The following is a 20,124-nucleotide window of genomic DNA, read 5'->3' as shown; positions in this document are numbered from 1 at the left end:
TGGCGTCTTCTACGGGAGACGTTTTTTATTGTCCAAATTTTTGATCAATTCTTCAGTAGCTTTATCTATTTCAAGATTATTTATCGTCAAATCAAAATCTTGAGCCTGAATGGATTGATAGGATTCAGTCGAATCAAAATACTCGATTAGCTTTTCTGCTACCCTAACATAATTTTTTTGTTCCAATAGTCTTGTTAACTGAGAGGAAGTATCTTTTCCAATCCTGAACTTTAGTTTTTCAATTCCCTCCTTAAGCTTTAAATCATTTACAGCAGCGTATTCCTTTACCAATCGTTCGACGCGATTTTCTTTTGGTAGGAAGAGTCTGACTTTAAATCCATTTTCCAACGATTCTGTTAGAGTTAAAGGGATAATGTTTTTCCCCAAGCTGAATTTTTCTGACTCAACAAATATTAGTTTGTCCTGATCGAAATCACTTAAAATATTAGCAAGATTAATGATAAATGCTTCCTGACTTGGTTGATTTTGGTTGGACAAGTTTCCAAATACGGAACCATTATGTCTTGCTAATTCCTCCAGATTCAAGATCTGCTCTCCTTTTTTTTGTAGATTTTTCAATAAATCTGTTTTTCCAACACCAGTCTCTCCATAAAGTATTACAAAATGATATTTAGATTTAAAAACACGATTAGCCTCTTTTAATAATGCTTTAAACCCTCCCTTATAAATAAAAACATTAGAGGTGGGTTGATAATGCTGCCAAATTGCCTGAGCTATATAAAATGGACTTTCATCAAAAAGAAGAATAGGTTTTTTTTTTGAAAAAAGAGTAGCTAGACTTTCAATTCTGCTCATAATATCTTTTCCTATAGCACTTGAAAAACCTTGTCTTTTTAATTTTTTTAATTCCTTTTCAGAATAATCAAAATGGTTTGTCACTCTTGGCATGGGATAGATGTTTCTTGATTCGTTTGGTCGAACATCCAAGCATTCATATTTTTCCCAATTGCCGAAAATTGAATTAATATATTTGATTGCAGCCATAGAAAGGGTTGATCTTATAATTTACTAAAATGAAGAGTGTAGACATTAAGGTTTATTGATAAATTAAGAATCATTTCAAGAAAGAATTTCTCGGTTGTACCTTTAAACTCGAAAATAAATTAGCTATGAATAGACGTCCAAGAAGAAACAGAAAATCAAATGTTGTAAGAAATCTAATTCAAGAGACTTCTGTTTCAGTTAATGATTTAATTTTTCCTTTGTTTTTAATTGAAGGGAAAAAGAAAAAGGTCGAGGTAAATTCTATGCCTGGTATTTATAGATTCTCAATAGATACCATGTTGACGGAAATCGAATCTTGTCTAAAATTAGGTATTAGTTCTTTTGACGTTTTTCCGGCTTATCCAGAGAGTTTGAAGGATTCAGTTGCTAGTGAAAGTTATAATCCGGAGACATTTTATTTAAAAGGGTTAAGAGAAATAAAGAAAAGATTCCCGGAAATTTGTCTCATGTCAGATGTGGCTATGGATCCCTATAGTAGTGATGGTCATGATGGGATTGTCAAAGAGGGAAAAATCTTAAATGATGAGACCCTTGAGATATTAAGTAGAATGTCATTAGCCCAGGCTGAAGCTGGAGTAGATATATTGGGACCCTCAGACATGATGGATGGAAGGGTAGGATTTATCCGGAATTCATTAGATGAAAATGGATACACAGATGTTTCTATCATGTCTTATACAGCCAAATATGCCAGTGCATTTTATGGCCCGTTTAGGGATGCTCTTGATTCTGCTCCAAAATTCGGAGATAAGAAAACATATCAAATGGATTATTCAAATGCTAAAGAGGCTTTGATAGAAGCTGATTTAGATGTGGAAGAAGGTGCAGATTTTTTAATGGTTAAACCTGCGTTATCGTATTTGGATATCATCAAGAGCTTAAGTGAAAATTATCCATTACCGATAGCAGCATACAATGTGTCTGGAGAATATAGTATGGTGAAAGCAGCTGCTGAGAAAGGGTGGCTTGAACCGGAACGAGCTATGCTAGAAGTTTTAACTAGTATAAAAAGATCTGGTGCAAAGATTATTTTAACTTACTTTGCAAAAGAGTTTGCCCAAATAAAATTATAATTACTATTGAGGTTCATAAAAAGAGTCAAAACCGGAAATAATCCGGTTTTTTTATGATTTATGGTTAAAAAATTAACTTTTAATTTTAAAAAGACATCTAACTTTTGGTAAAATGGTTTAAAAAAAATCAAAAAAAATGAAATTTATATATTTGGTAATAAGCAGTAAATAAGTAAAAATATTGTTAAAATGAATTTTACGATATATAATTATTTTTTTTACCCAAAAAATTTACTAAAATTCTAAATGCTACATTTTGGAATCGTTTCCAAAGAATATTACCTATGTTTTCCAAATAATATTTTTTAAATAAATACTGTATCAAAATAAACCATATTTCAAGTTTTATTAATGAATTCGTAAAAAATTGGTCTAAATACGTGATTGAAACTAAATAAATATCACATTTTTTGAAAATACTTATTTGTTTTATTGCTAATAATTGATTTACATTCGTTTGGAATTTTATTCTCAAACCTATTATAAATTCTGAAAATCATTTCAAAATTTCTATAAACCTATGATGTATTTCGCACCCCTGTTGGCCCAAGATGCGGCCGCGACCATGGATATTTCTGCTGAATTAACTCAGAATATCCTCACTACAAACAATGTTTGGATGATGCTTTCAACAGCCCTTGTATTTATTATGCATTTGGGCTTTGCGGGAGTAGAGGCCGGTTTTGGCCAAGCCAAAAACACAGTAAATATTTTATTTAAAAATACTGTGACTCCCATAATTGGGATTTTATCCTATTCTGCGATTGGATTTTACCTGATGTATCCAGGATTCGAAACACCGGGATGGCTAAGTTTTGACGCTGCCGGCTGGAGTATGTTTTGGTTCTCTCCTGGAGATGCGGATGTTTCTGCAGATTATGCAAGTGCTGGCTATACTTATTGGACAGATTTCCTTTTTCAAGCAATGTTTGCGGCTACAGCAGCAACAATTGTCTCTGGTGCTATAGCTGAGCGTGTGAAACTTTGGGCTTATTTGATTTTCACCATATTCTTTGTAGGAATAGTTTATCCAATAATTGGAAGCTGGAAATGGGGTGGTGGTGCTTTAGATGCAATGGGATTCTATGATTTTGCCGGAAGTACGTTAGTTCATTCAGTAGGCGGATGGGGTGCTTTGGCCGGTGTGATCCTTGTTGGCCCAAGAATAGGAAAATATGTAAATGGAAAAACTGTAGATAAACCTGGTGCATCTGTTCCATTAGCAGTCATCGGGGTTTTTCTCCTATGGTTAGGATGGTTTGGTTTTAACGGAGGTTCTGTTCTTTCTGCTGATCCTGCCTTAGTATCTTTTGTCTTGGTGACTACGTGTTTAGCTGCATGCGCAGGTGGTATGGGAGGATTTCTAGCAAGTTATTTTGTATTTAAGAGACTAGATCTGGGAATGGTATTAAATGGAGTGTTGGCAGGACTAGTCGGAATTACCGCAGGGGCCGATGTAATTAATCCAGGTTCCGCTGTCATTGTAGGATTTATCGCAGGAATTTTAGTTGTACTTTCTGCTGTATTATTAGATAGCCTAAAATTGGATGATGTGGTAGGTGCGGTTTCCGTTCACTTGACTTGTGGGGTTTGGGGAACTTTGGCCGTTGGAATTTTTTCTACGAATCCAGAACACTCATTTTTAACTCAATTAACAGGTGTGGCAATTTGTGGAGTAACTGCATTTATTTCTGCATTCGTGATTTTTTATGTTTTAAAAGTTACTGTTGGTATCAGAGTTTCTGAAGAACATGAGAAGAGTGGATTGGATTCTCACGAGCATGGTATACGTGGATATACTATTGTTTATGACGAATAGCCATTAAACAAACACCCTACCAAAAGAAAAAAATGCGACTCTCTTTCTAATTGGTAGGGCTTCAGGTCAACTATCTATTATTAACCTTCAATTAAAATTATAATGAAAAAAATACAACTACTAATATTCGGATTACTGTTCTCAATATCTTATACAACTTTTGGACAAGAGGTAATTATCGTTGAAGAAGAGAAACAACCTTCAAAATTTACGTTCTCAGGTTCTGTTGATGCTTATTTCAGAACAAACTTTGGAGCTCCAAATAAAGGGGAAAATTTTCAAGCTCCTTCCTCATCATTTGGAAACCTGCCTGGATTTTCATTAGGTATGGCAAATATTATTGCTACTTATGAAGGTGAAAAAGTAGGTGCTGTAGCAGATTTAGTTTTTGGTCCCCGTGGAGAAGATGCTGTTTTTGGTTCACCTTTATATGCAGGAGGAATGGCGGGAAGTTCTCAAATTATCAATCAACTTTATGTTTACTGGAATGTGTCGGATGTTGTGACATTAACTTTCGGAAACTTCAATACATTTTTAGGTTATGAAGTAATTTCTCCGACTGCTAATTTTAATTACTCAACTTCTTATATGTTCTCGTATGGTCCATTTTCTCACACAGGATTAAAAGCAGATTTTGCTTTGACAGACAAATGGTCTTTTATGGCTGCTGTGATGAATCCAACTGATATGACTGAGTTTAACCTAAATGGGACTTATACTTATGGTGCACAACTTGGTTATTCAACCGATGCTGGAAGTACATATTTGAACTTTGTATATGGTGATCAGGATGGGAAACTGGATGCAGCTTCCGGTGGATTGGTTCCAGGTCAGACTTCATTAGGAAATACATTTCAAGTAGATCTAACAACGGGTTTCAACCTTTCCGAAGCCTTATATTTGGGAGTAAATACTACCTACAACACCACCTCGGCAGGCGAAGTTTTTAATGGAAGTGATGCGACTGATATTGATGGAGACGGGTCTGGATTTTATGGATTTGCTGGTTATTTACAAGCAGCAACGTCTGAAAATTTTGCTTTAGGACTTAGAGGTGAATATTTTAGTGTGTTCAATGGTGGTTTGGATGGAGTTGTAGGAACCGATCCAAATGGAGATGGAAATGTTTTTGCAGTAACTCTTTCAGGAAATGCAAAAATTGGGAATAACCTTACTTTAATTCCAGAAATTAGGCTGGACTCTATGAGTGAGGATAATTTCTTTTTAAATAAGGATTTAGCAGGAAGTAAAAGTTTGTCGTCATTTTTGCTAGCGGCAGTATTTTCTTTCTAAAGATTAAACAGGGTCTATTGTCAATAAAGCCGGGGTGATTTTCACCTCGGTTTTTTTGTTTTTTGAATAATATTTAAGAAAAGTAGTTATAATTTGGATCTGATTTTCAAGAACATAAGTTGATCTAAATGTTTTTGATGATTTTTTAATCCTTATAACCTAGCGGCTATCTTCATTTTTCAGAATTAAATTTTTATTTATCTGCTAATTCATTAAAAAAATATTGTTTTTAATGAAACCAAAAATTAATAGATGAGTTATATTAGGAAGATTAGACCCAAATATAATTCGATGAAAAGACCGTTGTTAATATTGGCGGCCATGCTTTTTGCAGCTGCATCTTATTCCCAAAATTTAACTGGGCCGAAAGCTAAAAATGCCAAGATTTCTGAAAAGACCAAGAATTCTTTGGCAGTAACTTATTACGATTCTCCTTTAGAATCTAAAGGTCCAAAAGCCAAAAATGCTAAAGTCTGGGAAAGGAATGGAAGTAAATCATTTATATACACAAGAAAGAATATTAATGATCCTAAAGGCCTAAAAGCAAAAAACAGAAAAGTTTGGGAAGATCCTGAGTTTACTGTAACTGGATCCAAAGCAAGCTACATTCTTCCAAAGTCAATGCGACCTCGTAAATATTGGTGGCATTAAAAAATAAAGCCGGATATTTTCCGGCTTTATTTTTATAATTCTTGTTCTCTCTCAAGCATAAGAATAGAACTCTGGGGTACAATGTGGAATTTTTCACCTTCATAAATTACCTCGAAAGAACCATTCAATAAGAAAATGGCTAGATCCCCTTCCTTTGCCTGAAGTGGAACGTATTTAACATTCTCTTCTTTGTCCATCCAAGGTTCATGATCTTCAGTCGGCATAGGTATGGGATAACCAGGACCTGTTTTAATAATATAGCCTTGTTGGACTTTTTCTTTCTCCTGAACTCCAGGTGGAAGGTATAAACCGGAACCAGTCTTTTCATTTGGTTTCTTTAGCTTGATAAGCACCCTGTCTCCAACTACGATCAGATTTTTTAACTTATTTTCTGCTGTCAGTTCCATCTTTATCTCTTTATTATAAACAAATAACGGCACCTGCTATATAACAGATGCCGTTTGAAGTTGGTTTATTAGAAATTTACTTCTTGTCTTCACTTACTTCTTCGTAATCCACATCGGAGACTCCATCTCCAGCTGTACTTTCGTCAGTTCCAGCATTTGCGTCAGGACCTGGCTGAGCTCCTTCGGCTCCAGATGCATTATACATTTCTTGAGAAGCAGCTTCCCATGCTTTATTCAACCCTTCCATAGCGGAATCAATTCCTTCTATGTTTTGAGACTGATGAGCAGCTTTTAAAGTTTCCAGAGCAGAGTTGATAGCGGATTTATTTCCTTCAGAAAGTTTGTCTCCATATTCCTTCAACTGTTTTTCAGTTTGGAAAACAAGACTGTCAGCCTGATTTAACTTATCAATTTTTTCTTTTTCAGCTTTATCTGCTGCTGCATTAGCTTCTGCTTCACTTTTCATTCTATCAATCTCTTCTTGAGAAAGTCCAGAAGAAGCTTCAATCTTTATTTTTTGCTCTTTTCCGGTTCCTTTGTCTTTTGCAGATACATTTAGGATACCATTAGCGTCAATATCGAAAGTCACTTCAATTTGAGGGACACCTCTTTGAGCTGGTGGAATATCAGTAAGTTGGAATCTTCCAATTGTTCTATTGTCCTTTGCCATGGATCTTTCTCCTTGAAGAACATGAATATCCACCGCTGGCTGGTTATCTGCAGCTGTTGAGAATACCTCAGACTTTTTAGTAGGGATTGTGGTGTTAGACTCAATTAATTTGGTAAATACTCCACCCATAGTTTCGATACCCAAAGAAAGAGGAGTAACATCCAATAGAAGTACATCTTTTACTTCTCCAGTTAAAACACCGCCTTGAATAGCTGCACCGATTGCAACCACCTCGTCAGGGTTAACACCCTTAGAAGGCTTCTTTCCAAAGAACTTCTCAACTTCTTCCTGGATTTTAGGAATTCTAGTTGATCCACCTACCAAGATTACTTCATCAATATCAGAAGGGCTTATTCCAGCATCAGCTAGCGCTTTTTTACATGGATCCATAGATCTCTTCACAAGATCTTCAGAAAGTTGTTCAAACTTAGATCTGCTCAAAGTCCTAACCAAGTGCTTTGGTCCAGTTTGGGTTGCTGTTATGTATGGTAAGTTTATTTCAGTTGAAGAAGAACTTGAAAGTTCAATCTTTGCTTTTTCTGCAGCTTCTTTCAATCTCTGAAGAGCCATTGGATCTTGCCTTAAATCGATTTGCTCTTCGTTTTTGAACTCATCTGCAAGCCAATTGATAATTACTTGGTCAAAATCATCACCACCCAAGTGAACATCACCGTTGGTTGATTTTACTTCAAATACACCATCCCCAAGTTCCAAAACTGAAATATCAAATGTACCACCACCAAGGTCATACACTGCTATTTTCATGTCCTTGTTCTTCTTATCCATCCCGTAGGCCAAAGCGGCAGCTGTAGGCTCGTTGATGATTCTTTTTACCTCAAGACCAGCAATTTGCCCAGCTTCTTTCGTCGCTTGACGCTCTGAATCATTAAAATAAGCTGGTACAGTAATTACTGCTTCAGTCACTTCTTGTCCTAAGAAATCCTCTGCAGTGGTCTTCATTTTTTGAAGAATCATCGCAGAAAGTTCCTGAGGTGTATAAGACCTATCTCCAATTTTTACAACAATTGTATCATTTGGTCCTTTTTCTACTTTATAAGATGCATGTTTCTTCTCTTCAGAAACTTCAGAGAATTTTTTACCCATAAATCTTTTTACAGATGATATGGTATTTGCTGGGTTAGTGATTGCTTGACGCTTTGCAGGATCACCTACTTTTCGCTCTCCATTTCCGTTGTCAAGAAAAGCTACGATTGAAGGAGTCGTCCTTCTTCCTTCGCTGTTTTGAATGACTACAGGCTCATTACCCTCCATTACGGCTACGCAGGAGTTGGTTGTGCCCAAGTCTATGCCGATAATTTTTCCCATAATTATATGTTATTAAGTTGTTTCATTGAGTTACTCCCTCCTTTCTTCAATGGATGTGCCACAGCGAAAAAGTTTAAGTTTTGTGTCAGATTGTCAGAAAGAGTGGCAGGTATAAAACATAGCTTTTCCAGATATGTCACTTAGGTTAGCTATTTTTTCCAATTCTGACAGGAAGAAAATTTTATTGACATTGCTTTGCAACCTTTAAAGAATAAAATGCATCTACTTCAGTAGAATGAAAGATTTTTTTAAAGCCAATAGAGAACGATTTAAATGGATTCTGGTCTTAATCTTTGGGACAGTACTTATCCAGATCAATAATGAGTGGGAAATAATTCCTTTTTGTTGGGAGTTTTTCAAATCTCATATTCCATTCAGCCTGAAAGAATATTTAGGTTAATTCATTCATTTTATTCTAACTCTCTTATTTTTATGCATGAATTTAAACCTGAAAATCCAAGATATTTTTATTTATCCGATCAAATCACTGGGAGGAGTTCGATTGGAAGAAGCCTGGGTAGAGGAAAAGGGCTTTCAATATGATAGAAGATGGATGCTGGTTAAGGAAGATGGCACATTCATAAGTCAAAGAGAATTTCCACACTTGGCCCTATTACGTCTAGCAATAGCTCATGATTCTTTATTGGTATTTGATAAAAATGATAGGTCTAGTCAAATCAGAATTCCTTTTACACAAGTTTTAGATGAAAAAATCAAAGTTAGTATTTGGGATGATCAGGTGACTTCAGTAAAAGTAGGAAGTGAATTTGATCAATGGTTTAGCAAAAAAGTAGGTATTAATGTCTTTCTAGTAAAAATGCCTGAAACTACTTTAAGAAAAGTGGATCCTAAATATGCGAAAAATGGAGAGAATGTAAGTTTTGCTGATGGAATGCCATATTTGATTATCGGTCAGTCTTCACTAGATGATCTAAATGCAAAGCTGGAAAATCCTGTTCCAATGAATCGTTTTCGGCCAAACATCGTATTTTCCGGTGGAAAACCTTTCGATGAGGATAACATGAATTCTATTAGGATTGGCGAATTAGTCTTTAGTATTATCAAACCCTGTGCGCGTTGTATTTTAACTACTATTGATCAGGATTTAGGAAAAAAGAGTAAAGAACCACTTCACACTTTATCAACTTTTAGAACAAGCAATAATAAAGTTCTTTTTGGGCAGAATATGGTTGCTATGAATGAAGGAAAGATTTCTGTTGGGGATCCCTTAATCGTGATGGATTAAAAAAGGTGATTCCAAAAAAAGCAATCAAATTTCTAATTGCTCTTTTTGGTTTCTACTATTATTTAAAGTCTTTTACTGTTTGAATAAAAACTTTTACCATTTCAGGATCGATGTCAGGGTACACCCCATGTCCTAAGTTGGCGATATGGTTTGACCCTTTAAATTGCTCCATCATATCCATTGTCGCTTCTCTAATCTGATCTGGATTTCCATAAAGGGCAGCTGGGTCCAAATTCCCTTGTAATGTTTTGCTCGGGCCTATTAGTCTTCTCGATTCTGCAATTCCCATATTCCAGTCTAATCCAATAGTTTCGCAATTTAAGTTGCCCATTTCCTCTCTTGCAAAAAAAGCCCCCTTTGCAAAAACGGTGACTGGTACTTCAGAGATAGCATCACAGATTTGAGAAATGTATTGATGAGAAAACTCAGCGTACTGTTTTGGCCCCAATATTCCAGCCCAGCTATCAAACACCTGTACCAGATTTGCCCCTACAGCAATTTGTGCTTTTAAATAATTGATGGTGCTTTCAGTAATCATCTGAAGCAGTTTGTGAGAAAATTTCGGTTGAGTATAAAGCTTCTCTCTTGCTTTGGAGAATGTCTTGCTTCCACTTCCTTCTACCATATAGGCAAAAATGGTCCATGGAGCTCCCGCAAATCCAATCAATGGAACACGGCCATTTAGATTTTTTTTGGTGATTTCGATGGCTTTGATCACGTAGCTTAGATCATTTGCTCCATCTGCAATCCTCAATTTCTTAAGATCAGACTCGTTTTTTATGGTATTTGGAAATAAAGGGCCTCTTTTTTCCACCATTTCATATGGCAGTCCCATAGCTTCTGGAATCACCAAAATATCAGAAAATATGATCGCCGCGTCTACACCTAATACATCTACAGGCTGAATGGTGACTTCCGCTGCCAGCTCCGGAGTTTGGGCTAGTTCTATAAAACCACTGACGCTTTCGCGAACAGCACGATATTCAGGGAGTATCCTGCCGGCCTGTCGCATAAGCCAGACTGGAGTTCTTTCAGTCTTTTCACCTTTAGCTGCTCTAAGCAATAGATCATTTTGTAATTCCATGTCGCAAAGATAACAGCCAAATTAATTTTGGCACTGAAAAAATCGAACATAAAAAAACAGGACTTTTGCATTGCAAAAATCCTGTCTGTGATAATCAGTTGGTTTAGATAAATATTATTGCTTGTTTTTTAATTCAATTCGTTTGAAATCCTCTTCTTCCAGACCAAGGTATTTAGTTACTGCTTCATAATCTGTTAAGTCTACCCTAGATGAACTAAAATCTCCAGGAACTACTACAACTCTAAATAACTGATTATTTCTCCATTCAGGTCCAAGAAGTGAATAATCAAGAGGCCCGTCTAAAAAAAGGCTAAAATCATTACTTGTAAAATCGTAATTATACATCAGGACTCCCTCTTCGAAGAATACTGTTTGAGGTAATGCTCTCCAAATTGGGTTGGACCCATCTGCATCCCATTGTATGAATGCTAGTACAACATCGCTATCAAATATTGCAGGATCAAATGTGAATATCTCTTGAAAATTATTGTCTTCTGTGAAGTTAACCTCAACTTCAAATACTTCTGAAACAATATTTACACCGTCTTGGCCGTCCATTCCGTCGAACCCTGGAGGTCCTTGTGGCCCCTCACAAGCTTGGAATATAATTAGACCGACTAGTCCAACTAGGGCAGTAATTTTTCTCATGTTGGTTTGGTTAAATTTGAACATAGTTCCTTTCACGGCAATAACTGTGCTCAGGTTGGTTAATTTTACTAACTGGACTTGTTAAAAAAGGTAAATTAATTCTTCGAAAGGATGGGTGCGATCACTTGAACCTTTGATTCTGATACTATTTTATCAATGAATACTCCACTTAATATCAGGTTATTAGCCTCAGCATAATTCTTAAGTTCTTCTTGTACCGTAGTTGGATTTGGCATCACCCATTTGCTTCCTGTTATTGTGGCTTGCAAATAACGTTTTTCATCAAAGTTTAAAACCTCAAAGTTGTCAATAGGTAATTTTTGATCAATGCCAATAAAGACTTCCATGGTGTCTAATTTTCCGGCAGGTTCGATGTAATAAATCGTATGCATGGAGCTACCTGGGTGTAGTCCTTTTTGTGCCTCAACATTTTTAAAAGCTCTTTCTAACTCAGGGTCTTGAGGTGTTCCCCTATATAATAATCCGACCAAGCTATCAGGCTTCTTTTCGACTAAAGATATTTCAATCGGATTGTTTCCCCCCAGTTTGACAAAACCCAAATAACCTCCAATAGCGATGACTAACAAGATTAGCCCACCAATGGCAATTTTCTTATTCATTTTAAAAAAGATATCGGACTCCTATGCCGCCTTGAGCTTTCATATGTCCTACCCGGTCAAGTAATTCCAAAAACAGACCAAATTCTGCAAAGACATTCATTGGTAGATCAGAAAAATAATATTCAGAACCGATAAATGCTTCTGGACCAAAGTCAGCATTGACCCGCTCTTCCTGTTGGTTGGTTCCCGAAATTTGATCCACTGAATAGGTGTAATTTACCCGAGTAGTTCGCAATTGTAAACCAGCTCCTCCGTAAGCTAAAAGATATCCCTGCGTAATCCCGAAACTATCCGTGAAATCTTCATGATATGCAGCTCTTGCATTTAAGGAAACGCCCTTTTTTACCGAATGGCCAATGTAGAATGAATTACTAGTAGGAGGATTGTTCGTGAAATCCCTTTGGTAATAACTGGCTCCATTGACCCCTGCACTCCCGATCATTCCTTCAACAGAAATATAATCACTAATGAAGTCTTTATATGTGATTGAAAAAGGCTCTCCTAATCGAATCCCAATTCCTCTCTCTTGAGCAAAGCTTAATAAAGGAAAGAATAAAATGAGGACTAAAACTTTAAATTTCACGTTGTTAATCTATTTTTTTGTTTGAATAAAATTCATGCTTATATCGCCATAGTCTTTAATTGCATTTGATGAAGTTGGGTATAATAACCACCATGTTCCAAAAGGGATTCATGAGTTCCTGTCTCAACAATTTCCCCTTTATGCAAAACTATTATTTTATTGGCTTTCTGTATAGTTGAGAGCCTATGCGCAATCACTACAGAAGTTCTTCCATTCATCATTCGGTCAATAGATTCTTGGATCAATTCCTCGGTCTCTGTATCAACAGAAGAAGTTGCCTCATCTAGAATAATGATTTCTGGATTGTATACCATTGCTCTTACAAATGAGATCAATTGTCTTTGTCCTACAGAAAGAGTTGCTCCCCTTTCCATGACATTATAATCCAAACCTCCTGGAAGCCTTTCTATAAACTTTTTTGCTCCAACCTGATCCGCTGCATCCCAAACCTGTTCCCTTGTTATAGACGGATTTCCAAGGGTAATATTGTAATAGATTGTGTCTGAGAAAAGAAAAACATCCTGTAGCACAACTCCTATATGTTTTCTCAAAATTCCAAGTTCAAAATCTTTTATATTTTTTCCATCAATAGTAATTATCCCTTTATTAATTTCATAGAAACGAGAGATCAGGTTAATAATTGAGGATTTTCCTGCTCCGGTTGCCCCAACCAATGCTACAGTTTGGCCACTTTCGACTTCAAAATTGATGTCTTTCAGGACATACTCTTCATCATTGTAAGCAAACCAAACGTGCTCTAATTTAATATCGCCTTTAACGGTCTTTGGTTTTAAATCCCCTTCATTGGCAATATGCTCGCTGCTTTCCAATAATTTGAAAATTCTTGAAGAGCTGACAACCCCCATTTGTAAGGTGTTGAATCGATCTGCTATCATACGGATTGGTCGGAAAAAAAGCTGTAAATACATAATGAATGAAATCAAAATTCCGACTTGCAATTCCATTCCTAAAACACCGACAGCACCATACCAAACAACGAGGCCTATTCCTATAGCCTGAATAATCTCTGCGACTGGGAAATAGATTGAATAATAGAGAACCGAACGAATATGTGCTGTCCTATGCTCTCTATTTATATCTTTAAATTTTTCAAATTCCCTGTCTTCTCTATTAAAAATCTGTACAATATTCATACCTGTAATATGTTCTTGGAGGAAGGAATTCAAATTCGAAACGGCATTCCTTACATCATTGAAAGTCACCTTGATTTTCTCTTTGAAAATATAAGTGGATATGATCATCAGAGGAAGAGTACAGAGACTCACCAGGGTCAGTTTCCAATCGATATAAAACATCACACCCAGGATAGTCACCAGTTGTAATAAATCCCCGATGATCGCTGCCAAGCCTTCACTAAAAACATCGGCTAAAGTTTCAATATCAGAAACATTTCTAGTTACCAATCTTCCAATAGGAGTATTATCAAAAAATTTTAATCTAAGTTTTAATAAATGCTGGTAGAGATTGACACGAATATCCTTGATGATTACTTGCCCGATCCATCCCGAATAAAAGGTATGGGCCCATTGAACGAAAGCTTGTAAGAGCATTAAACCAAGTAAAACATAGATTATTTTCAATAAGCCCGGGCCATCTCCTTTTGCCACGTAATCATCTATAGCTATTTGGATAAAATATGGTCTTGTTGGCGCAAGGATTGCTAATGAAATGGTTAGAAATATTAGAAAATAAAATTGTAAACGATAAGGCTTTACTTGCTTGTAAAGCCTTTTCAATACTTTGGTGTCTACAATTTCACCGGATGAATGTTTTTCTTTCTCTAGGCTCAAAATCTCTTAGTCTAAATAAATTAGTTCTGGGTAATTAATCCGGCTCAAAAAAAGCCCTTTTGCTGGAGCTGATTTCCCAGCTATAGCTCGGTCCTTTGATAAAATTATTTCATTCATTGATTCTGGACTTCTTTTTCCAAGTCCAATCTCCATAAGTGTGCCAACGATCGCTCTTACCATTCCACGTAAAAAACGATTTGCAGTTATGTGAAAAAGCAATTCGCCTTCCTTTTGTTCCCAATGGGCGGAAAATATTTTACAACGAAAATGATTAACCTCTGTATGAACTTTGCTAAAGCACTCAAAATCATCGTGAAGTAACAAAGCTTCGGCAGCAAAGTTCATGGTTTTTACATCAGGGGTAAAATAACTTAACCAAGCCAATTCTTCTAGAAATGGATTTTTTTGAAAAATCACTCTATAAAAATAAGACCTGCTGTATGCATCAAATCTTGCATGAGCACTTGCTTTTACTAGTCTGATTCCGTCTATTGCAATTTCCTTCGGCAAAATTCCATTGATAGCCCTCAAGAATTTATTTTTATCGATCTCTCCAGCCCAATCAAAATGGCATACTTGCATCGTTGCGTTTACTCCAGTGTCAGTTCTCCCGCTTCCCATAATGGTAATCTTTTCCCTGAAATAAGTAGAAAGAGCAGATTCAATACATTCCTGCACAGTAAAAGCGTTATTTTGAATCTGCCAACCATGAAAAGGAGCGCCTTTATAACTTAATTGAAGAAAATATCTCTTGACTTCATCCATCGGGTGCAAAGATACAATTCCAAAGCAAAAGAGTGAGAGAAACCTTTATTCCTTGTGATTGATCTTTTAAGCCCGTTTATTTGCAAAAAAATTAAATAAAATGATTCAACGAGTTCAATCGATATTCTTATTTCTTGTTGCTGTTTCTATGGGTTTGACTTTGAGTTTGGAACTTTGGCAGCAGGTTGGGGCAGAAGCTGGTGAAAGTTTTTCACTTACAGCTCTTTTCTTGGAAAAATATAACAGTGCTGGTGAAGTAATTCAATCAGATTCAAAGTGGTACATAGCGGCATTAGCATCATTTATTGGGTTTTTAGCCATAATCTCCATTTTTCAATTTAGAAACAGGGGGAGACAAATGATGTTGAACATGATAAATTCATTATTTATGGTTGGCCTCGTAGCTACTGTGTTTTTAACCACAAACGGTATTAACTCGGAGCTTGGCTTGTCTGATAATGGACAGTATAAAATTGGTTTTTGGGCGATTCTGGTTGCTATGGTATTTAATATGTTAGCAAATAGATTTATTCGGAAAGATGAAGCTCTGGTAAGATCCGTGGATAGAATCAGATAAATGTTGCATTGAATAATGAAGAAAAAGCCAGCAAACGCTGGCTTTTTTAGTTCTTACCAAAACCGGACTCCTATGGTTGGGTAAAATGTCTTTAAGTTTTCTGTTCCTATGACACCAACCTGGATCGAAATATTTTTATTCAGTTTTCTATTATAAAAGGCCTGAAGCGTTGTTCCTGAAAATAGTTGACTTTTATTCTCATTGATTAAATATCCAATACCAAATGTGTTTCTTCTGGGGCCTTCTAGGTTTCCAAATTCCCAGGCAAATTCTGCGTTTGCAAACCAGCTACTGTTTACTTTGATATTGTTTTCAATCCTTTCTGGAAAATAGATAGTATTGGTTATCGAACCGCCCACTGAAAAATTTCTCCAATTTAGATGAGCTCTAAAACCTACAACTGGCGTGAAATCCCCACCTGTAAAGTCCAATCCAACAGGAAAGGTCATCTCCAAACTATCTACATATGGGACGTATTTTTTCTCTATTTGATATTTTACATTCTTAAGACTAGTAGGTGCAAAGTTCTTGTTCAGGCGATAAGAAATATTTTTAAATTCAGGAAAGTCTGTAGCTTTTTGAAGTAATGGACGGAATTCCTCTTCCAGCTCACTTGTTGAAAATTCGCTGTTATTGAAGTAGAGTATTAAGGAGCTTTCGTTTGGAAGTTCAAATACCAACGTGTCTGTCAATGGCCAATCGCGATCAAGCCATTCTTGATTGCTTTTTCCAAGCAGATTTTCTACCTCTTGAGCTTGGATTTGGAAAGCACATAGGAGTGTCAGGCAAGAAACTAATATGATTCTTTTCATTTTTAATTTTATTTACTGGAGTGTTCTCTACTCCTTGTTGAACTTGATTTTTATAGAGTTTTGATTCTTACTGGCTCGGCCGAGCTGCTGGGTAAGACTGGGATCAGGATAGGTCGACCCGAATTGAGTTCTGATTTTTTTCTTTTCATTTAACCCCCAGGAAATACTTACTTTATGCATTGTTACAGCCTTTCCTTTCGGGTTATTTAAAATAATATTTGATTCGGAGATTAACTTTAATTCTTGTTTTGGAAGAAGGAAAGGCTTATTTGGAACTGTGATGGGCTCCAAAAGAATTCGCTTGCTTCCTTTATTTACTTCTTTCGAAAATTCATTTGTTGTCTCCTCAATCTTTTTTAATTCTTCATTAGTACTAGTTGTGGCTAATTCTTCCTCAGGTTCATTGGATATGTTTTTTTTAGGTATTGAATTAACAGATATCAAATTTGTTTCAGTTTTTATTGGAGCTTTATTCACATTGTAAAGGGTTACTCCAAATGCCATAATTAGAACTATTGAAACCGCAATTGATACATATGTCCAAATTGGAAAAACCCTTTTTTCCTGATCAAGCTTAAGATCTATTTGATCCCATAGGTTTGTTTTAGGTTCTTTTGTTGGGAGCTTTTTTACCAACCCATCGAGTTGATTTTCAAAATCCCTTCGGCTTTCTATTTTGCTCCATAAGTCTGATTTAGGGTTTAATTCTTTCATGCTTGAAGGAGTTTAGTAATTCGGGCTTTTAACAAGGACTTAGCATAATGAAGCTGAGACTTTGAGGTGCTCTCAGAAATACTCAAAAGCTTTGCAGATTCTTTGTGAGAATAGCCTTCTACAGAAATCAATAGAAAGACTGCTCTTGCACCATCAGGAAGACTTTGTATGGCTTGGTCGAGTACATCTGCATCAAACCATGAATCAAAATCTTCTGTTGTTTCATTTTCAATGTTCTCAATTGTTTCAAATCGTATTCGCTTCTTACTCTGCCTGATGGCTTTACGAATCGTAATGGTTTTCATCCATGAGATCAGTGCTTCGGGATGGTTCAGATTTTTAAGGCTTTGGAAGATTTCAACGTAAGCATCTTGCAAAACGTCATTTGCTTCATCTTCATCTACCAGAATTCGGTAACAAACGGAGTATAGCATTCTTTTAGTCAATTCGAAAAGCTGGAATTGTGCTGACCTATCTTGTTTAAGTACTTTTTGGATAAGGTCTGAATCTAACTTTTGAATACTCATATTTTTGCCGTCTATTTAAAAGAGGAAAAAGCAGATAAAAAGGTTGGAATGAGTTAGAGAAAAACTTTTCCGGGAATCATTTTCCTGAATTCTTATTTTATGATTTGTCCAAAAAGTAAGTCTTTAAAAGTATACAGAGTTGTTTTTATAGATTTCTTAACATTTTGACTTGAGAAATAATACCAAGGAAGTAGATGTTTTTTGATTTAGAATAGCGTCAGTTTTTCTTATTACAAACAAATTGAATCGGACTAACTTCTATTCTGGATATTATAATGTTAAATTCAGTTTCAGATTTTTGAAAATAGAAAAGCAAACCAAATGAGACTTGAGACTGTAGCCATTCACGGAGGCAATATTATCACTGATTCAGAAAAACCAGTGATACAACCTATAACATTAAGTACAACTTTTATTCACCAAGAGGGTTCCATGATCTATTCTAGAGCCAATAATCCAAATAGACATTCCTTGGAGAAGCTATTAGCTAGTTTGGAAAAGGGAGCTGAAGCGGCTGCTTTCAGTTCTGGCAATGCCGCTGGAGTTTCTGTTTTTCAGGCTTTAGAACCCGGTTCACATATTATAGCTCCCGATGACATGTACCATGGATTGAAGAAGGGGATACTTACACTTTTCGAAGGGGTTATAGAGGCAACTTTTGTAGATATGACCGATTTGGACAAGGTTGCCATGGCTTTCAGGAATAACACTAAATTAATTTGGATAGAAACACCTTCAAATCCACTTTTAAAAATCACTGATATAAAAGCAATTTCTTCCCTTGCGAAGGCTAATAATGTAATTTTGGCTTGTGATAATACATTTGCGACCCCTGTTTTTCAAAATCCTATCGAATTAGGAGCCGATCTTGTAATGCATTCAAGTACCAAATACTTTGGGGGGCATTCTGATATACTTGGAGGAGCACTGATCACAAAAGAGAAGAATGCTTTTTGGGAAAGGATCAAGAATGTACAAACTACTGGAGGAGCAGTTCCTTCTCCTATGGATTGTTATTATTTGTGTAGAAGCATAAAAACACTTCCCTATCGAATGAAGGGACATGTAGAACATGCCATGGTTTTGGCAAACTATTTATCTCAAAATTCTAAAATTGAAAGAGTTTTTTATCCTGGCTTAAAGGAGCATCCTGGGCATGAAGTTGCCGCCAACCAAATGACTGGGTTTGGTGGGATTCTTTCTTTTCAGGTAAAGGGTGGTGCAGAAGCAGCAGATAAATTGATTTCAAAATTAAAATATTACACAAACGCTACGAGCTTAGGCGGAGTTGAAAGTTTGATAGAAAGAAGAGCTGCTTCTGAAGGACCGGATACCTTGACTCCACAAAATTTGATCAGACTATCCGTTGGTTTAGAACATTTGGATGATTTATTGGAAGATTTGGATGAGGCTCTGAAATAAAAAAGGCTACCAATTGGCAGCCTAATCTTCTTAAGGGAACTTAAGGTGGTGATTCAATCAACTTTCATTCATTCGATTTAAATCTAAATTAAATACTTTTTTTTTAATATGAAATTCATTTTATGAATTGTTTTAGTTTCATTTTGTATTAATAAGTTAATTAAATCTAATTATCGAAAAAGGCTCATTCAAAAAAGTAAATAAAATATCAAAGGCAGTTTTACCGCCTTTGATATTTTCGAGTTTTTAATTCTGAGGATACCAATTTCTTAGTCTTACATCTACCTCGGGAGCTTTAGTGTTAACTGTTGATTTAAATTTTTCTACATCAGCAAGCCCGTCTGTACCTCTGAAATGATAGGGATATACAATTTCCGGTTTGAATGCCGTTACTGCATCGGCTGCTTGATCCACATCCATAGTATATGGCAAGTTCATACATACGAAGGCTACATCAATATCTTTCAAAGAACGCATCTCAGGGATATCTTCTGTGTCTCCAGAAAGGTATACTTTCTTTCCTCCAAGTTCTAAGATGTATCCGTTACCCCGTCCTTTTGGATGTCTACTATCTTCTGTTTCAGGCAAATTATACATAGGAATTGCCGAAATAGTAATCCCGGAAATCATCTCTATTTGTCCGTTATTCATTATTTGAATAGATTTTCCTGATCCTTCAGGAAGTTTTTCAGCAACTGCCTTGGGAGCTATTATGATAGCATTGCTCAAGTCCAATCCATCAAGAGTTTCTTGGTTGTGATGGTCGCCATGAATATCAGTAATCAATATCATATCAGGTTTCTTTTGCCCATCAAATACTGATGCTCCTCCATATGGATCTACATAAATGGTTTTCTCTTGATACTCTAACACTACTGTTCCATGTAGTATAGGAGTTACTTTTATTTCTCCTGAAGAAGTAGGGATTAAATCCTGGCTGAAAGAAGAACTTGAGATAAGGAAAAATAGGATGAATAATTTTTTCATTTGTAAGTTATTTTGAGAATAACCGTTAAAATAAAGAACTTGTTTTAAGAACTCGAATTTGTT

The 20,124-nt window shown here is 36.0% G+C and carries 20 protein-coding genes; 7 read left to right on the top strand and 13 right to left on the bottom strand.

Going from position 1 to position 20,124, the window contains the following annotated elements; genetic code table 11:
* Nucleotides 1-9 precede the first annotated feature (9 nt).
* Nucleotides 10-1,005, bottom strand: coding sequence for a hypothetical protein (locus AAGF08_RS15830; RefSeq protein ID WP_343512258.1), 996 nt, complete (start codon nt 1,003-1,005; stop codon nt 10-12).
* Between the two features lie 125 nt (nt 1,006-1,130).
* On the opposite strand from AAGF08_RS15830, the gene hemB reads away from it, so the two are divergent.
* From hemB to AAGF08_RS15810, 4 genes are all read left to right on the top strand, one after another.
* On the top strand, nt 1,131-2,099 hold the full coding sequence (hemB, locus tag AAGF08_RS15825) for a porphobilinogen synthase (protein WP_343512257.1): 969 nt from the start codon (nt 1,131-1,133) through the stop codon (nt 2,097-2,099).
* A 523-nt stretch (nt 2,100-2,622) separates the two neighbouring features.
* A complete protein-coding gene (locus AAGF08_RS15820; RefSeq protein ID WP_343512291.1) occupies nt 2,623-3,918 on the top strand; it encodes an ammonium transporter in 1,296 nt (431 codons plus the stop codon).
* A 102-nt stretch (nt 3,919-4,020) separates the two neighbouring features.
* Nucleotides 4,021-5,211, top strand: a complete 1,191-nt coding sequence (locus tag AAGF08_RS15815) for a porin (protein ID WP_343512256.1) — start codon at nt 4,021-4,023, stop codon at nt 5,209-5,211.
* 291 nt (nt 5,212-5,502) lie between these two features.
* Nucleotides 5,503-5,862 carry a hypothetical protein gene (locus AAGF08_RS15810; RefSeq protein WP_343512255.1) on the top strand — a complete coding sequence of 120 codons (360 nt, stop codon included), beginning with the start codon at nt 5,503-5,505 and terminating at the stop codon, nt 5,860-5,862.
* A 32-nt stretch (nt 5,863-5,894) separates the two neighbouring features.
* On the opposite strand, the gene AAGF08_RS15805 is transcribed toward AAGF08_RS15810, so the two are convergent.
* Both AAGF08_RS15805 and dnaK read right to left on the bottom strand, forming a co-directional pair.
* Nucleotides 5,895-6,269: a co-chaperone GroES family protein gene (locus AAGF08_RS15805; RefSeq protein ID WP_343512254.1), complete on the bottom strand. Its 375-nt coding sequence runs from the start codon at nt 6,267-6,269 to the stop codon at nt 5,895-5,897.
* A gap of 76 nt (nt 6,270-6,345) precedes the next feature.
* Nucleotides 6,346-8,265 (bottom strand): molecular chaperone DnaK, encoded by a 1,920-nt coding sequence (gene dnaK, locus AAGF08_RS15800; RefSeq protein ID WP_343512253.1) that lies wholly within the window; start codon nt 8,263-8,265, stop codon nt 6,346-6,348.
* Between the two features lie 436 nt (nt 8,266-8,701).
* Between dnaK and AAGF08_RS15795 the strand changes: the two genes are divergently transcribed.
* Nucleotides 8,702-9,511, top strand: a complete 810-nt coding sequence (locus tag AAGF08_RS15795) for an MOSC N-terminal beta barrel domain-containing protein (protein ID WP_343512252.1) — start codon at nt 8,702-8,704, stop codon at nt 9,509-9,511.
* A gap of 58 nt (nt 9,512-9,569) precedes the next feature.
* On the opposite strand, the gene hemE is transcribed toward AAGF08_RS15795, so the two are convergent.
* From hemE to truA, 6 genes are all read right to left on the bottom strand, one after another.
* A complete protein-coding gene (gene hemE / locus AAGF08_RS15790; RefSeq protein ID WP_343512251.1) occupies nt 9,570-10,595 on the bottom strand; it encodes a uroporphyrinogen decarboxylase in 1,026 nt (341 codons plus the stop codon).
* 114 nt (nt 10,596-10,709) lie between these two features.
* Nucleotides 10,710-11,243: a hypothetical protein gene (locus AAGF08_RS15785; RefSeq protein WP_343512250.1), complete on the bottom strand. Its 534-nt coding sequence runs from the start codon at nt 11,241-11,243 to the stop codon at nt 10,710-10,712.
* A gap of 95 nt (nt 11,244-11,338) precedes the next feature.
* Complete coding sequence (locus AAGF08_RS15780; protein WP_343512249.1) at nt 11,339-11,863, bottom strand: hypothetical protein; 525 nt, start codon at nt 11,861-11,863, stop codon at nt 11,339-11,341.
* 1 nt (nt 11,864) lies between these two features.
* The gene (locus AAGF08_RS15775) at nt 11,865-12,446 is read right to left on the bottom strand and encodes a hypothetical protein (protein WP_343512248.1); all 582 of its coding nucleotides are present in this window, start codon (nt 12,444-12,446) and stop codon (nt 11,865-11,867) included.
* A gap of 38 nt (nt 12,447-12,484) precedes the next feature.
* Nucleotides 12,485-14,257 carry an ABC transporter ATP-binding protein gene (locus AAGF08_RS15770; protein WP_343512247.1) on the bottom strand — a complete coding sequence of 591 codons (1,773 nt, stop codon included), beginning with the start codon at nt 14,255-14,257 and terminating at the stop codon, nt 12,485-12,487.
* A 6-nt stretch (nt 14,258-14,263) separates the two neighbouring features.
* The gene (gene truA, locus AAGF08_RS15765; RefSeq protein WP_343512245.1) at nt 14,264-15,022 is read right to left on the bottom strand and encodes a tRNA pseudouridine(38-40) synthase TruA; all 759 of its coding nucleotides are present in this window, start codon (nt 15,020-15,022) and stop codon (nt 14,264-14,266) included.
* A 100-nt stretch (nt 15,023-15,122) separates the two neighbouring features.
* On the opposite strand from truA, the gene AAGF08_RS15760 reads away from it, so the two are divergent.
* Nucleotides 15,123-15,599, top strand: a complete 477-nt coding sequence (locus tag AAGF08_RS15760) for a DUF4293 domain-containing protein (protein ID WP_343512244.1) — start codon at nt 15,123-15,125, stop codon at nt 15,597-15,599.
* A 53-nt stretch (nt 15,600-15,652) separates the two neighbouring features.
* On the opposite strand, the gene AAGF08_RS15755 is transcribed toward AAGF08_RS15760, so the two are convergent.
* From AAGF08_RS15755 to AAGF08_RS15745, 3 genes are read right to left on the bottom strand one after another with little or no spacing between them, the layout of a single operon-like run.
* Nucleotides 15,653-16,411: a hypothetical protein gene (locus AAGF08_RS15755; protein ID WP_343512243.1), complete on the bottom strand. Its 759-nt coding sequence runs from the start codon at nt 16,409-16,411 to the stop codon at nt 15,653-15,655.
* Between the two features lie 27 nt (nt 16,412-16,438).
* The gene (locus tag AAGF08_RS15750; RefSeq protein WP_343512242.1) at nt 16,439-17,125 is read right to left on the bottom strand and encodes a hypothetical protein; all 687 of its coding nucleotides are present in this window, start codon (nt 17,123-17,125) and stop codon (nt 16,439-16,441) included.
* Nucleotides 17,122-17,652, bottom strand: a complete 531-nt coding sequence (locus tag AAGF08_RS15745; protein WP_343512241.1) for a sigma-70 family RNA polymerase sigma factor — start codon at nt 17,650-17,652, stop codon at nt 17,122-17,124. The genes AAGF08_RS15750 and AAGF08_RS15745 overlap by 4 nt, the downstream gene beginning before the upstream one ends.
* A 321-nt stretch (nt 17,653-17,973) precedes the next feature.
* Between AAGF08_RS15745 and AAGF08_RS15740 the strand changes: the two genes are divergently transcribed.
* Complete coding sequence (locus AAGF08_RS15740; protein ID WP_343512240.1) at nt 17,974-19,074, top strand: aminotransferase class I/II-fold pyridoxal phosphate-dependent enzyme; 1,101 nt, start codon at nt 17,974-17,976, stop codon at nt 19,072-19,074.
* A gap of 246 nt (nt 19,075-19,320) precedes the next feature.
* Here the strand turns inward: AAGF08_RS15740 and AAGF08_RS15735 are convergent, their stop codons facing one another.
* Nucleotides 19,321-20,061: an MBL fold metallo-hydrolase gene (locus tag AAGF08_RS15735; RefSeq protein WP_343512239.1), complete on the bottom strand. Its 741-nt coding sequence runs from the start codon at nt 20,059-20,061 to the stop codon at nt 19,321-19,323.
* Nucleotides 20,062-20,124 lie beyond the last annotated feature (63 nt).

The organism is Algoriphagus sp. SE2, from assembly GCF_039563885.1.
Classification (GTDB): Bacteria; Bacteroidota; Bacteroidia; order Cytophagales; family Cyclobacteriaceae; genus Algoriphagus.
This window is presented reverse-complemented; position numbering and strand designations above follow the sequence as displayed.

Coding starts and splice junctions, on each gene's coding strand:
- AAGF08_RS15750 (WP_343512242.1), bottom strand. CDS start 17,125: ATGAAAGAATTAAACCCTAAATCAGACTTATGGAGCAAAATAGAAAGC.
- AAGF08_RS15735 (WP_343512239.1), bottom strand. CDS start 20,061: ATGAAAAAATTATTCATCCTATTTTTCCTTATCTCAAGTTCTTCTTTC.
- dnaK (WP_343512253.1), bottom strand. CDS start 8,265: ATGGGAAAAATTATCGGCATAGACTTGGGCACAACCAACTCCTGCGTA.
- truA (WP_343512245.1), bottom strand. CDS start 15,022: ATGGATGAAGTCAAGAGATATTTTCTTCAATTAAGTTATAAAGGCGCT.
- AAGF08_RS15760 (WP_343512244.1), top strand. CDS start 15,123: ATGATTCAACGAGTTCAATCGATATTCTTATTTCTTGTTGCTGTTTCT.
- hemB (WP_343512257.1), top strand. CDS start 1,131: ATGAATAGACGTCCAAGAAGAAACAGAAAATCAAATGTTGTAAGAAAT.
- AAGF08_RS15780 (WP_343512249.1), bottom strand. CDS start 11,863: ATGAATAAGAAAATTGCCATTGGTGGGCTAATCTTGTTAGTCATCGCT.
- AAGF08_RS15740 (WP_343512240.1), top strand. CDS start 17,974: ATGAGACTTGAGACTGTAGCCATTCACGGAGGCAATATTATCACTGAT.
- AAGF08_RS15815 (WP_343512256.1), top strand. CDS start 4,021: ATGAAAAAAATACAACTACTAATATTCGGATTACTGTTCTCAATATCT.
- hemE (WP_343512251.1), bottom strand. CDS start 10,595: ATGGAATTACAAAATGATCTATTGCTTAGAGCAGCTAAAGGTGAAAAG.
- AAGF08_RS15820 (WP_343512291.1), top strand. CDS start 2,623: ATGTATTTCGCACCCCTGTTGGCCCAAGATGCGGCCGCGACCATGGAT.
- AAGF08_RS15795 (WP_343512252.1), top strand. CDS start 8,702: ATGAATTTAAACCTGAAAATCCAAGATATTTTTATTTATCCGATCAAA.
- AAGF08_RS15785 (WP_343512250.1), bottom strand. CDS start 11,243: ATGAGAAAAATTACTGCCCTAGTTGGACTAGTCGGTCTAATTATATTC.
- AAGF08_RS15830 (WP_343512258.1), bottom strand. CDS start 1,005: ATGGCTGCAATCAAATATATTAATTCAATTTTCGGCAATTGGGAAAAA.
- AAGF08_RS15745 (WP_343512241.1), bottom strand. CDS start 17,652: ATGAGTATTCAAAAGTTAGATTCAGACCTTATCCAAAAAGTACTTAAA.
- AAGF08_RS15755 (WP_343512243.1), bottom strand. CDS start 16,411: ATGAAAAGAATCATATTAGTTTCTTGCCTGACACTCCTATGTGCTTTC.
- AAGF08_RS15810 (WP_343512255.1), top strand. CDS start 5,503: ATGAAAAGACCGTTGTTAATATTGGCGGCCATGCTTTTTGCAGCTGCA.
- AAGF08_RS15805 (WP_343512254.1), bottom strand. CDS start 6,269: ATGGAACTGACAGCAGAAAATAAGTTAAAAAATCTGATCGTAGTTGGA.